Source organism: Paracoccus binzhouensis (assembly GCF_016446475.1).
GTDB classification, from domain to species: domain Bacteria; phylum Pseudomonadota; class Alphaproteobacteria; order Rhodobacterales; family Rhodobacteraceae; genus Paracoccus; species Paracoccus binzhouensis.
Window position 1 is genome coordinate 39,397 of sequence record NZ_JAEHFP010000009.1, and the last position, 12,460, is coordinate 51,856.

Annotated in this window: 11 protein-coding genes and 1 tRNA gene; 2 read left to right on the forward strand and 10 right to left on the reverse strand. The window is 63.4% G+C overall.

Annotated features, from left to right (window positions below; genetic code table 11):
* Nucleotides 1-464 precede the first annotated feature (464 nt).
* Nucleotides 465-950: a fasciclin domain-containing protein gene (locus tag I9P22_RS04540; protein WP_233253208.1), complete on the forward strand. Its 486-nt coding sequence runs from the start codon at nucleotides 465-467 to the stop codon at nucleotides 948-950.
* A gap of 118 nt (nucleotides 951-1,068) precedes the next feature.
* Nucleotides 1,069-1,142 (forward strand) — tRNA-Gly (locus I9P22_RS04545).
* 8 nt (nucleotides 1,143-1,150) lie between these two features.
* Here I9P22_RS04545 and I9P22_RS04550 read toward each other — a convergent pair.
* From I9P22_RS04550 to I9P22_RS04595, 10 genes are all read right to left on the reverse strand, one after another.
* Nucleotides 1,151-1,375 (reverse strand): PQQ-dependent sugar dehydrogenase, encoded by a 225-nt coding sequence (locus I9P22_RS04550; RefSeq protein ID WP_199258190.1) that lies wholly within the window; start codon nucleotides 1,373-1,375, stop codon nucleotides 1,151-1,153.
* A gap of 14 nt (nucleotides 1,376-1,389) precedes the next feature.
* Nucleotides 1,390-1,833, reverse strand: a complete 444-nt coding sequence (locus tag I9P22_RS04555) for a hypothetical protein (RefSeq protein WP_199258191.1) — start codon at nucleotides 1,831-1,833, stop codon at nucleotides 1,390-1,392.
* Nucleotides 1,834-2,123: 290 nt separating this feature from the next.
* Nucleotides 2,124-4,124, reverse strand: coding sequence for a type IV secretory system conjugative DNA transfer family protein (locus I9P22_RS04560; RefSeq protein WP_199258192.1), 2,001 nt, complete (start codon nucleotides 4,122-4,124; stop codon nucleotides 2,124-2,126).
* Between the two features lie 8 nt (nucleotides 4,125-4,132).
* Nucleotides 4,133-6,466: a relaxase/mobilization nuclease domain-containing protein gene (locus I9P22_RS04565; RefSeq protein ID WP_199258193.1), complete on the reverse strand. Its 2,334-nt coding sequence runs from the start codon at nucleotides 6,464-6,466 to the stop codon at nucleotides 4,133-4,135.
* The gene (locus I9P22_RS04570) at nucleotides 6,453-7,046 is read right to left on the reverse strand and encodes a helix-turn-helix domain-containing protein (RefSeq protein WP_199258194.1); all 594 of its coding nucleotides are present in this window, start codon (nucleotides 7,044-7,046) and stop codon (nucleotides 6,453-6,455) included. Before I9P22_RS04570 ends, I9P22_RS04565 begins: the two co-directional genes overlap by 14 nt.
* Nucleotides 7,047-7,606: 560 nt before the next feature.
* Nucleotides 7,607-7,813, reverse strand: coding sequence for a hypothetical protein (locus I9P22_RS04575; protein WP_007120662.1), 207 nt, complete (start codon nucleotides 7,811-7,813; stop codon nucleotides 7,607-7,609).
* Between the two features lie 539 nt (nucleotides 7,814-8,352).
* Entirely contained in the window at nucleotides 8,353-9,282 is a 930-nt protein-coding gene (locus I9P22_RS04580) for a DUF2493 domain-containing protein (protein ID WP_199258195.1), read from the reverse strand.
* Nucleotides 9,283-10,039: 757 nt separating this feature from the next.
* Nucleotides 10,040-10,555, reverse strand: coding sequence for an AAA family ATPase (locus I9P22_RS04585; protein ID WP_150282707.1), 516 nt, complete (start codon nucleotides 10,553-10,555; stop codon nucleotides 10,040-10,042).
* A gap of 99 nt (nucleotides 10,556-10,654) precedes the next feature.
* On the reverse strand, nucleotides 10,655-11,353 hold the full coding sequence (locus I9P22_RS04590) for a DUF4386 domain-containing protein (RefSeq protein ID WP_199258196.1): 699 nt from the start codon (nucleotides 11,351-11,353) through the stop codon (nucleotides 10,655-10,657).
* On the reverse strand, nucleotides 11,353-12,342 hold the full coding sequence (locus I9P22_RS04595; protein WP_199258197.1) for an EamA family transporter: 990 nt from the start codon (nucleotides 12,340-12,342) through the stop codon (nucleotides 11,353-11,355). The genes I9P22_RS04590 and I9P22_RS04595 overlap by 1 nt, the downstream gene beginning before the upstream one ends.
* Between the last annotated feature and the right edge of the window lie 118 nt (nucleotides 12,343-12,460).

The following is a 12,460-nucleotide window of genomic DNA, read 5'->3' on the forward strand; positions in this document are numbered from 1 at the left end:
GAATACACGAATCATGCGGCCGTGGATGCTGGACACTTTCATAGCAAAGACGATGAAATCCGAGTGTCCGATTTTCGGACGCCCGCAGCATCCCCCCAAATGACGGCTGTCGGCCGGAGCGTCTTCTTCCGCCACCCTTTTTCGCGGTGCACCTGCGTCGCGTCTGACGCCCCGTCGCGGCTGCGCGATGGCCGCGCTCCGAGCGCGCCGAAAGGGAGCCCCGCCCCCTCTGCGACGAAGCCCCCGAGAGGTCTGACACTGGTATTGGATCTGCGCTCACGCCTTCGTGATCGCGCCCGAGTGATCGCTATCCCGCCTCTCCTGCGTAGCCCTTGCACCAGACGGAAACGCTCCGTCACATCACAGGGAGAACCACTATGTCTTTGAACTTCCGCGCATTTGTCGCGTCGATTTCGGCTGCCGCAACGCTTGCTGTCGCGGGCCCCGCCCTTGCGGACGATCACATGAACCCGATGGTCGGCGGCGCCAAGATGTATGAGAGCAAGCCGATCGCGGCCAATGCCTCGGCGGCGCCGAACCTGACCACGCTCGTCGCGGCCGTGAAAGCTGCGGGCCTCGTCGAGACCCTGTCCGGCCCCGGCCCCTTCACCGTCTTCGCGCCGACCAATGACGCGTTCGACAAGCTGCCCGCGGGCACCGTCGAGACGCTGGTCAAGCCCGAGAACAAGGAGACGCTGACGAAGATCCTGACCTGCCATGTGGCATCGGGCGTGATCACCGCCGAGAACATCGTGGCGACGATCGAAAAGGGCAAAGGCATGGCCAAGATCGAGACGCTTGGCGGGTGCGAGCTGACGGCCACCATGAAGGATGGCATGGTGATGCTCACCGATCCCAAGGGCGATGTCGCAACCGTCGAGACGGCTGATGTGCGCCAGTCGAACGGCATGGTCCACGTGATCTCGACCGTGATGCTGCCGAAGATGTAAGCCCGCTCCCTTAGGGTTTGCGAGAAACGCCCGGTCGGCCTCTGGCCTTCCGGGCGTTTTGCTGCGCGATCCCTCTTGACCGGGCGCGGCGCCTGACTTACCTCTGCGCTCGCACCATGCGGGTATGATGTAATGGTAGCCTGTCAGCTTCCCAAGCTGAACGCGCGGGTTCGATTCCCGCTACCCGCTCCAAGCTCCCCTCAGTTCGGAACCAGCCGGTAGAGCGCGCCGTCATCGGCGTCTTCGATGATCCAGACCTGCCCCTGCGGACCGACCGCAACATCGCGCACGCGCATCTCCAGATCCCAGCGCGCAAGCTGGTCCGAGCCATCTCCAGCGATCAGCGCCACGCCGCTCCCCGCCAATCCACCGATCAGCATATCGCCTCGCCATTGCGGGAAGTCGCCGCCCTCGTAGACCGTCATCCCCGAGGGTGCGATCACCGGCGTCCACCACAGCTTCTATCGACGGCGATCTGGTTTTCAATCTCGCCATCCAGTTCGTATTTTCGTTCCCGCAACTCTTCTTGCACGAAATCCTCGGAGAACACGTGGAAGATTGTGTCATTGACCGTTGCTGTGACCGCATCTCCAGCCTTTTGAAGGTTGAGAGTTCCCATTGCCGTCGTACCGCGAGAAAACGCAAACGAGCCGGAGCCATCGGTGGATTCGTCAGAAACAAGGTTGAGAGCGGCGCCTGACACATCTTCCTGCTGGCCGTACAGATCAAGATACCGGAAGGCGCGCGACAGGAAGGACTTGCCGATACCGTTTCGCGCGAAAACTAGGTTTTGATTGCTCTTCGTCAACTCTCCATCGAGAGTGAAGACGGGTCCGAGATATCGGGCGGACACGGAAAATTTTGGTTTTGGTACTGTATTCATTTTTCAAATCCATCAAATCAAGAAAACTCGAACCCTTGTGTCCAGCTTCAATATCCTTCGGCTCAAGCGCCGATGGATTGGCGCTCACTCGTGATTGGTGCCTGCGGGCAGCCGTAAGTCAATATCATCTGGCACAATGCTGAACCCCCTAGCCATGGCTCTGCCGAACTCGATTGTTGGCCAATGACGTGTCTCGAGCTTCCATTTTCTTACTCGCAAACGGATGTTTTCGCACGTACACTGAGCGTCAGCATCCCGCCCTCTATGACCGTCAGACCATGCCCACCGCCCTACCGATGAATTGGCTTTTTGCCACCCTCCTCCTGCAGCATCGCTTCCATTTCTTCTAACCCATCGACTGCAGAGCGCATCTGCGCCTCATCATCCACCCCCGCTGTCTCGGCATCCGCAAGCTGTCCCCCAAAATCCATCTCCATCTGGCGCTGTTCCTCGGCGATAACGGCTTGAACGACAGGCGCGGTCTTCTTTGGAACAACATCAGATTGCCCTGACGGTTGACCGTCAACGCTCTCGCGTGCCCGCTCCACATCAGTTTCAGAACCACAGGGGCCGTCCGGTGGCGGTGACATCGGCATGGCCCGCACACTCAGCGGCAGATTGCCCTGCGACCCCCCTCCCCCCGGCTCCGGAAACGGCAACTCGCCCGTCTGTGCCGCGTGGATCGCCTTGAACAGCCGATCGTCAAAATACTGGATCCGCTTTGCCCGGACCGGCATCTGGGCATCGATCACCATGACGATCTCGTCGAGCGGCAAGCGGCGCGCCTCATCCTCAGGCAACAACGAACTTTCTTCGGTCCGTGTGGATTGGCTGCGCCCTTCAAAGGGGTTCTTGCCGATGGACTGGGACCGCGTGACCACGGTCTTCGTGGTCTTGCCGACCGCCTTGCTCAGCTCCTCGACGGTTTTTTCGTCTGACGGCGTGAGGTAGAGCTTCACGCCCGCATTGCCCTGCAGGGCGCGGCGGGTGTTCTCGCCATAGATTTCATCGAGGGCGGGGATGGTTTGGGTGACCACGGCCAGGTGACCACGATAGGTGCGCAGTGTCTCGATGCTTTCGACCACGATGGGCATTTTGCCGAGGCGATTGAACTCGTCGAGCATGATCATCACGGGCCATGGCTCATCCGGCCCGGGGTCCTTTTCCTGCATGGCCGAGAGCAGGTCGGAGAAAAACAGCCGGATCAGCGGTGCGAGTGGCTTTACCATCAGCGGCTGGACCACGAGATAGACCGATAAGGGCTTTTTCCGGATCGTGCGGAAATCAAAGTCCGAGACTGCCGTCGCTTCATCGATGGCCGGGTTCTGCCATTGGTCGAGCCCCGAGGTCATCAGGAGCGAAACATAAGAGGTCAGCGTGTCATTGTTGGTGGACGCCAGCCGGGTGAAGATCAGCTTGGCGGCCCTGTTGTCGACCTCGTGGCCGCGCGCGAAGTATTCCTTCTGCTTGTTCCCGCCCGAGGCCGCGATGCGATAGATCTCGCCCAAGGTGGGGCGCTTGCGCTGGAAGGCCAGCAGGCCTGCTGCCACGAAGAGATCGATCCCGCCCTTGAGGAGACCCTGCACCCGGTCATTGTCGCTCTGGAGGAAGAGCGTCGCCAGGAGCTGCAATTCCATCTGCTGGCGCGCGGGATCTTTCAGCTCAAAGATGCGCAGGAGCGGGTTGTAGCGATGCGTGCGCTTGCCCTCCCAATCGGTGGGGGCAAAGCGATAGACCTTGTCACCTTGGGCTGCGCGATGCCGGGCCGTGGCCTCAAAGCACTCGCCCTTCACATCGAGCGTCACGGCGGAGCCTTGCCAAGTCAGCAGGTTCGGAATGACGAAGCCCGTGGTCTTGCCGCGGCCCGTGGGCGCCACGATCAGCGCATGGGGGAAGACCTTGGAGCAGATGTAGTTGGCGCGGGAGCCCGGCGGCCCCAGCTTGCCGAGGATGAACCCGGTCCCTGGCGCCCCGAAGAACCCATTGGCCTTCATCTCGCGCGCGGTCTGCCAATGGGTCTGGCCAAACCGTGTCAGGGCGGACCCCGAGAGGGCGAGGCTCAGCATCAGGCCGGCGGCGGCGAAGCTTCCGATGATCAGGTGAATAAGTTGCGCGTCCTCCGGGCGGCGGTCCAGGATCGCCAGATAGTTCTGCGCGATATATGCAAAGTCGATCTCGGCCCCGAAGCCGAGATCCTGGTAGGTCAGCACCGCCGAGGCGATGGTATAGCCTATGGCCCCGGTCACCAGCGTCACAAGCAGGACGCCCGTGGCGATCCGCGCTTTTCCCATGGAGGCGCTCAATGGACCTGACCCCGCTCGGTCTCGCCATCCACATCTGTCGCGCGGTGTTTTTCGTATTCGGTGTCGGCAAGATCATCGACCACCTGGCGCAAGGCCTCCGTGTTGGCCGTCGCTGCATCCGATTGCAGATAGACCTTGGCGACATAGAGCCGGTCGAGGCGGTCCTCGAGAACCTTGTCCAGCGCATCGGCATCGCCAGATGTGAGCCGGTCGAGTTGGCGAACGTCCAGCACCCGCGCGATCTCGCCACGGAAGGCGTCCCGCTCCGCCTCGGTCTCGAAGGGCGCGGACAACTCCCCGGCCCGCTCATGGTCCAGAACACGCGCAATCTCGTCTGCAAGGCGGTCGGCACGGTGAGACTGCGGCGCAGTTTCACCGCGGGCTGCGAGGAGCGCGTCGCGCGTGCCAGACGCAAGCCCGTCGCGCATCTCGTTTTCGCGGCGGACCTGATTGATGGCCTCCGTGTCCCGGATCTCGACGACGGCCGCATAGGTCGCGCCAAGCCCACGGGCGAGGTGGGACGGCATGTCCGGATAGCGCGCGCGTAAGTCATCCGTGACAGCATCTGCAACGGGCGTGCGGACGTCGCGTCCCTCCATGATCCGGTCGACCTCGCGGGTGATCTCACTGGCGCGGGCCGCATCGGTGATGGTCTCCCTGTAGGGCTCAGACCGGTCAATCACATCGCCAGGGCGTGCGAGCAAGTCCGGGTGTGCTTCGAGATACGCGCGCTGCTCGGTCTCGATCCGGCGCTCCGCCCTTGAGACAACCTCCCGATCCCGGTCCTCGATCTGCTGCGCTGTCAGGCCCTCTGCGCGCATCTCCTGACGGATTGTCCCTTCCATCGCCCGGACCGCGCCCTCATGATAATGGAACTGCTCGCTGACCGGTTCCGCTTCCATGACACCATCCCGGCGCAGCACGTTCTCCCGTTCCAGCAGCGTGCCAAGCGCGACATGCACATCGTTGAGAATGTCGCGCGCCTGTTCCAGATCGGCGCGGCGCTCGAGGTTCAGATCGCGCGCCTCAGCCACTTTGGAGAGATCATTGGCGATCCATTGATGCTCGAGCGCTGCATTTGAGGCGCCCGTCTCGATCCGGGCCACCACTTCCGATGTGCTGATCCCGGTGCCGTGTAGTGCCGCGTCAATGCGCGATCTCAGATCGGGCTCTGCCAGTCGCTCGCGCTGGCTGGCGTCAATATTGGCCTCGGAATAGATCCCGCCCTCTGAGGGGGGCTCTGACAGCGTGGATGATCGCAATCCGAGTGGCTGCATGTGCTGGACCTGCGTCTGGATCTCGATGAGGCGTTTTTCCAGCACGGGACGTTCGGCGTCAGACTTCTCGGCGATCATGCCCTGCACCCGTGCGAGCTTCTCCGCATAGAGGCTTCTCAGATCCTCGAAACTCTGATCCTCGGCCATATACACATCTCCTGTTCGGTCCACCTGCCCGCCGCGCGCCAGCACCTCGCCCGCGCGGAAGAGGGCTGCGGCAATATCCTCGCGGGCTTCTCGCGAGGCCTCCGCGGCAAGCGCGTGGTAGACGGTTCTGGTGTTGGCGATCTCCACGAGCGTCCGGGTCAGGTCGGCCCCGACGCGTTCCCGCTCGCGGGGCGCGCGCCCCTCCTCTTTCGCCGCATAAACCTCGCTGGTGCGGGCCGGGTAATGCACGACACCGCGATCCACCCGGCGCGTGGCTTCCAGGCGCACGCCGTACTTCTCCGCCTCCTCGACCATGGCGAGGCGGAAGTCGTCATAGTTGAAGCGGTGGTTGCGCCCCAGGAAAAAGAACTCGCCTTCCTGCGAGCGGCGGTTCAGCACCAGATGCGCATGCGGGTGATCGCGGTCCTCATGCACCGCGATGATGTAGTCGAAATGCCCCTCGTCGGTCTGGAAGAACCGCTCGGCCACGTCCGTCGCGATGTCGCGCACATCCTCCCCGCGCGTGCCGATGGGGAAGGACATGAGCATATGGGTGGTCTGTCCGAGCTTGGGCTTGAAGCCCGCATCCCACCGTTTGGCAAAGCGCACGGTCAGGTCCTTGATGTCACCCGCCTCGAGCTTCGCCTTGCCATCCAGGAACCCGCTACTGTCCACGATATGGGTAGACTTGGTGGTGAGGTAATCGAGCTGGTTCATCAGCTGCGATTTGGTATGCGTGCCCCCGCCCCGGATCGCCTTGAAGACCGCCGGACGGTGCCCTGCTGCCGCGCGCGTCAGCTGGGTCTGCTTGGCCACGTGCAGCCCTTGCATCGAGCCCCGAACGCGGCTCCAGCCATCCCGAAAGACCTCGCCCGTGACGGCATGGACGGCATCATTCAGCCGCATGCGCAAACTCCCTCAGCGCGGCCGTGGCCTGCAGCTGCATTGCGTCCCGACGGCGGCGCAGAAGCAGATCGATCTCGTCAGCAGAATCCAGAATGAACCGCGCCAACCCGCGCATCTGGGCAAGGCGCAATTCGGTGAACTCGGCACTCGTGCCCCCCACGGCCCCCTGCCCCCGCCGGTTGGCCTGCGTCATCTGCTTGGCGATTTGCGTGACCCCATTGCCGACCTCGTGCAGTGAAGCGCGGTAGCGCGCCATCTCGGCCGCCATCTGCGCGTCCGGAACGAACACCCCGCCTGCCGCCTGAATGAGCCGCCGCAGCCCCTCGGCCCGGCTCTCGATCCCCGCCTTCGCCAGCACCTCGTCGAGCGCCGCCAGCTCCGCCGCCGTGACCTTCACACTGACCGCTGAGACCGGAATTGCGGCATCCGTCTGGCGCTCGGCATCGGCTTTGAGCGTGTACTGGATCGCCCGCACCGACACGCCAAACCGTTCCGCCAGCACTGAAGTGGAAACGCCTTCCGCGGCTTCGCGAACGATCTCCATGCGGTCCGCATCTGTGAGACGTTTTGAGCGCGACATGCGAAGAAAGGCCCCCTATTTCCTGCCACCTTCCACCAAGGCTGCCCCTACCTTACGATAATATACCAAGCTGTCAATTATATACTTCCGTCGCTTTCAGTCTCAGGCAGCCTTGGTGTCCGCTTCACGCCGCGGCCCGCAGGGACGCGGCTCTGCCGCCCTCACCACCGGGCGACCCACCTGTCCTAGGGGTCCCGTCCACCAGCCCCGCCCGAGGGTCTGGCCGAACACCACGTGTTCGGACGGAACCGCGGGCGGGCGCAAACCCCACCGACAGGGCGGACAGGCAGGGTCAAGGAGGGCCAGATTTGGCCCCCAAATCTCTGCCGCAAAAACCGGGAGGCCCTGGCCGATAGGTTTTTGTGGATGGCCCCCTTGAGGCTGACTGGCCGGTCTGTCGCTACCTGATCATTCCGGGGGAGGTGCGTCTGATGAATGCGCAGCGACCGGCAACTTCGTGAAGTCGCCTCGGGCGATCTGACCGCCGGACACGGCATCCCTGGAACAGGGATCGGGCCGCCCCAAGATCATCCTGGGGCGGCCCATCCTCGTCAGAGGATTTAGTCCTGGGGATCTTTCGCACTCGGCGGGAACATGACCAGCTCCGAGACCGCGACCGGGAAGTCGAGCTTGAGGCTGAAGAACTCCGAGCCGTCCCCGTTGCGAGTGTTGCGGAACATCGCACCCACGCGTTGGAAGCGGGTGCGCTCCTGGCCATCGGTGTCGGTGAACTTGACGGGGACGGTGGCGACGTAGTGGTTGGTCATTTGGGTTACTCCTTGTTGCGATGGGGATCACCCGGCATGGGGGCAAGAGGCCCGGTCGCAAGCGCAAATGCGGAGGGTCCGCGGCTCCGCCGTGGAAGCCGTATTTGTGCTTGCCGAAGCGTGAGCTGAGGGCACGGACGGGCCGACCCCGTGCGATCCACATCGATGAGCAAAAAGGAGTGATCCGGATGATCTTTGCCATCACGCAGCCGCCATCATCCGCGTCCGCGTCCCGCCGAGCCTGGCCGGGGTGCTGACGGAGCCCGCCCGCGTGGATGCGATATTCCGAAACACCACCCGAGGGACGCACAAGTCTTCAGCCTCAAGTGCGACGTTTCGAGCCTTCGTGTCTTGCGATGCTGACGATGTGCGTGAGGTGCGCACCATCCCCAACCCGTACCGATGCGGATGGGCCGCACGCTGACGGACTTGGTAGAGGGATAACGGTGCTGGCCGCCGCGAGCTCCCGATCACGCGTGACCGACCGCACGCGCCATGAGACATGACGAAAGGGCCGCGCCAAGCGCGACCCCCTCTCTTCAATCCTGCGACGCCTTCTTCGCCGGGTCCGCAACCCGCATGACCGTCAGACCTTTCGCTTCCGCCTTCTGCCCGAGGTTCAGCGCGACCCCGTTGCCGCCGAAGAGTACAACCCCCGTCGCCGCGAACTTGTCGTCCAGCATTTCGTCATTGCACTTGAACGGTGCCGCCCGCCCATGCGCGGACCAGCGCGGATCGAAGCGCGCTTGTGCGACACCCCGTGCGCGCGCCCACCGAGCCGCAATCATCTCCGCCCCGTGCTTGCCACCCTTGTGGCAGAGGAAGATCTCCTGATTGCGGTTCTGCTTGATCCGTTCGCGAACCTTGTCGAGCGTGTTGAAGATCACATCGACATCGGTCCAGTCGGTGGCGCCTGAGACGATCAGGGGCACCCCCTCGACTTTCGATTTCTCGGCAGTCTCGCGGTCGTGCTGCTCCAGGAGCTGCCGCGCCTCGAAGATCGCCCCGGTCTCTTGCGCCCGGACGCTTGCGCGGGACCCGGCTGCCGGGATGAAGGCGTGGCCCGTCTCGATCTCGTAGCATTCCGCCGCTGCCTCGCTCATCACCTCGATGGCGCCGACAATCTCGCGCAGCTGCACAAAGCGCGCCTGCGCCTCCTCAATCGCGGTCTCGGCGATCTCCGATCCGTCATGGGATTTTGCCAGCGCGCCGATCTTGTCGGCGGTGCGGTCGACCTCCTTACCAAGCGCCACCTTGCGCCGCTGGAGGATCGTCGCGAGCCCATGGGCCAGCGGTTCGATTTCCGCTTCAAGCCCGGTCCCGCGCAGCTGACCGAGCAAAGCCTCGAAGCTCTCGCGGACGATGTGGTCGGTCAGAACGTGATCCTCCGGGATCGGCAGCTGCGCGTCCTTTTCAGTCAGTCCGAAAAGTTCGATGGTCTCGTAGGTGTTTGCGTTGTCGTAAGCCATGTCTGGTCTCCAGTGTTCGGTTCCAAGGCCACCACGTGAGTGTGGGGGCATGGCCGAATGCCTGGTTTCCGAATCTGCCCGGGTCAGGGACGGCGCAGCCGCCGGCTTGCCGGGCGCAAAAGTTTTCCGCGTGCAGCAAATGACACATGCGCGCCCTCACGCACGGGACCGCCCCAAGCCACAGGCCCCGTCCTCGCCGAAAAGTTTTGCGATCCTTGACGCGGGCTGATTTGGGGGCCATCCGGAGGATATGCTTCCGCACTCATGTGTGTGTGTTTTGACGGTAGGTTTGCCCGACACGAGCAGGCAAACGGCCCGACCGAACGCGGGAGACGGATGGAGCGGCGGGATCGTTTTGGCCTTGGGCCAAAACAGACCAGAGCGCAATCCGGCGGAGCGGCCGGGGAGGGACGTGCTCGCGAGGCGGGCAAACCGGGATGCCAAGCGCAACGCCGCGGTGAGGCCGGATGGCCGAATGCGCGACGGCCCGAAGGGCCGTTCTCCCCTGCGACACGCGAAGCCGAGCTGGGGAGGCCGCAAGGCTTATGCCAAGGTTGATGTGCAGGCGACTACGCGGTGATGCGGGCGCAGGTCATGTGGGTAGTCTGGCCTCACCAAGCGGCTCAGGAAACACTAGTGGGGCATGGCGATGAAGCCGCGAACACCCGCCAGCAAGATGATTTGCGTGCAGCGCGCAGATAGTTTGCGACCAATTGATTTTGAGGGTGCGTATTCCGCACGGCTTCTGGTCTGATTTTTAGGTCTCCTGTACCTGATCGAGTGCTTCGCCATGCACCACCAGATCAAAGCCTTCTTCGGCAGTCGGCGATGCGAAGTGACTGGAAAACTGGTGGAACTGTGCCTCCGTGACCGCGAAAGGATGGTCTCCCGCCGCGTTGCGCGCGCGCAGCCGAGCCAAGCAGACGTCATCTGGCACGTCAAACACATGAAGCTGGTGCGCAGCCTCAGTGCTGGCGATGATCTCCCTCATCCAGGCGCGTTGCGCGACGGTGTTTGCCGGGAAGTCGAGGACGACCGACACACCCGCGTTCAGCAAGGCGACCACATGAGGCCCCATGACACTTTGGAGTTTCGATGAGCACCGCACGTAATCCTTCAGCGAATGCAGCTCATCTGCGAAGAGCGCATCGAGCCAGGAGTCCTCAGCGATAAGAACCGTTCCGGGCGTGGCCCCAAGCTGGGCGGCCATTGTGGACTTCCCGGATGCGATCTTACCGCACAGCATGTGCAGCGTCGGAGATTCAGACAACATTGCTATGTCTCCCTCATTACGGATGAAAAGATTTCAGGATTGGCCTGTAGCGGGATCTGATGCCAAAGTATTGGCCTCGTCCGCCAAGGCATTGACAGATCATGCCACCGCATTCCTTTCTCGGTGGCTGTTCCTTTGAAAAAGCAGCCGGATGCAGAACGCCGTCTCGGCGAGGATCGTCAGTAGATACGCCGGTACGAATGCCTGGGACCATTCAGGGGAGAAGAAGCGCAGGCCGCTGCCGATCAGATAGACGAGCCCGGCGATCGCCAGGCCGGCCCCGAAGACCTTCGCAAAATGACCTGATCGCCAGACAAGCAGACCCATGATCAAGCTATTGACGCCAAAGAAAATGAGGCCGAGATCATAGCCATGACCGTGCAGATCGAGGAACACCAGCGCAAGCGCGTTGGCATCGACAAGCTCGTTGGGGCCAGAAATCAGAAGCCACGCGGCTTGCAGGACCATGAGGTTCGCGGCGACCAGCACAGTCTGGATCAGCCGGAACACCATCGCGGACAGGGCAAGCCCCGGCGACGCGGCCCGAAAGATCAGATAAAGCAGTATGGCGAGCCCGGCATCGGAAAGCGCCATCACCAGATCGGCGACGATGGCCAGCCGGAACTGGCCCGGGGCGGCTAGGATCGCCGCCGCGGTGCCTGCCGCATCGCCAAGGTCGATCAACGGGCCACGCAGGCCCAGCTCGGCCCCTAGGCCCGCGACGATGATGAGCAGGTACAGCATGCCTGCAAGGCGGGCTTGGCGGGCAAACTCGGGCGTCAGTGCGGGATCGGTCATCAGGGCCTCCTTTCGGTGCGATTGGCCATGACATACCGGAACGGATTCGACCCGAACATTGCCAGAAACGCACCGGTGCGGTTCATGATCGTTCCGCCAGCTGGGGCGGTACCCGCCTCCGGCTTTGCCGACGCTGGCGTCGTCGGGCGGTTCGCCCGTTGACCTGCCCAGACCGAGCCGAGGACGATCAGCGCGCCGAATCCCTGCAGCAGGGACAGCGACTGGCCCAGCACCACCCAGCCAAGGATCACCGCCGTCACCGGGCTCATCATGCCCAGCATCGAGACCGCGCCTGGCTCGATCCGGGCGACGCCCCGGAACCAGAGCGCATAGGTGGCCGCAGAACCGATGAGCCCGAGCCAGACCAGTCCGGCCAGGTTCGTCGCCGTGAGTGTCGGCAGCGCAGGTTCCACGATCAGCGCCAGCGGCAACAGGATCACCCCCCCGGCGGTCAACTGCCAGGCGGTGAAGCTGAGGGCCGAGACGGGCGGTTGCCATTTCCGGCTGAGGACCGTGCCCGCCGCCATGGATGCCGCGCCACCAAGCCCTGCGGCGATGCCCACGGGGTCCAGTTCGGCGTCCGGCGAGATCAGCAGAAGCGCCACGCCCAGAACGCCAGTTGCAGCTGCGGCAACCGCACCTGCCCGGATCGGCGTGCCGAGCCACCCACGTGCCATCAGGATCACCATCATGGCCTGCAGCGATCCCAGCGTGGCCGCCACCCCGCCGGGAAGCCTGTAGGCGGCCACGAACAAGAGCGCCCAGAACAGCGCGAAGTTGAAACTGCCGAGCAGGAAGACGCGACCGAGCCAGGCACGGGGTGGCAGGCAACGCGTGACAGCAAGCAGCAGCAGTCCGGCTGGCAAGGCCCTAAGCGCGGCAAGGGTCACGGGATATCCCGCAGGCAGCGCCTCGGTCGTGGCGAGATAGGTGCTTCCCCAGACCGCCGGGGCGAGCGCTGTTAGAAGGATGTCGGTGGTGCGGGACATGGCTGTATCTCCTGGCGGGGGCTTACCAAAGCGGATGGAAGGGCAAACGCGGGCGGTCCGGCCAGGGATCAAGGCCGATGTCGCGCATCAGATGAGGCGGCAGATCGCGCGGCACGCC

Bases quoted from the DNA above. Each gene is read 5' to 3' on its own strand.
- I9P22_RS04540 (WP_233253208.1), top strand. From the start codon at position 465: ATGAACCCGATGGTCGGCGGCGCCAAGATGTATGAGAGCAAGCCGATC.
- I9P22_RS04550 (WP_199258190.1), bottom strand. From the start codon at position 1,375: ATGACGGTCTACGAGGGCGGCGACTTCCCGCAATGGCGAGGCGATATG.
- I9P22_RS04555 (WP_199258191.1), bottom strand. From the start codon at position 1,833: ATGAATACAGTACCAAAACCAAAATTTTCCGTGTCCGCCCGATATCTC.
- I9P22_RS04560 (WP_199258192.1), bottom strand. From the start codon at position 4,124: ATGGGAAAAGCGCGGATCGCCACGGGCGTCCTGCTTGTGACGCTGGTG.
- I9P22_RS04565 (WP_199258193.1), bottom strand. From the start codon at position 6,466: ATGCGGCTGAATGATGCCGTCCATGCCGTCACGGGCGAGGTCTTTCGG.
- I9P22_RS04570 (WP_199258194.1), bottom strand. From the start codon at position 7,046: ATGTCGCGCTCAAAACGTCTCACAGATGCGGACCGCATGGAGATCGTT.
- I9P22_RS04575 (WP_007120662.1), bottom strand. From the start codon at position 7,813: ATGACCAACCACTACGTCGCCACCGTCCCCGTCAAGTTCACCGACACC.
- I9P22_RS04580 (WP_199258195.1), bottom strand. From the start codon at position 9,282: ATGGCTTACGACAACGCAAACACCTACGAGACCATCGAACTTTTCGGA.
- I9P22_RS04585 (WP_150282707.1), bottom strand. From the start codon at position 10,555: ATGTTGTCTGAATCTCCGACGCTGCACATGCTGTGCGGTAAGATCGCA.
- I9P22_RS04590 (WP_199258196.1), bottom strand. From the start codon at position 11,353: ATGACCGATCCCGCACTGACGCCCGAGTTTGCCCGCCAAGCCCGCCTT.
- I9P22_RS04595 (WP_199258197.1), bottom strand. From the start codon at position 12,342: ATGTCCCGCACCACCGACATCCTTCTAACAGCGCTCGCCCCGGCGGTC.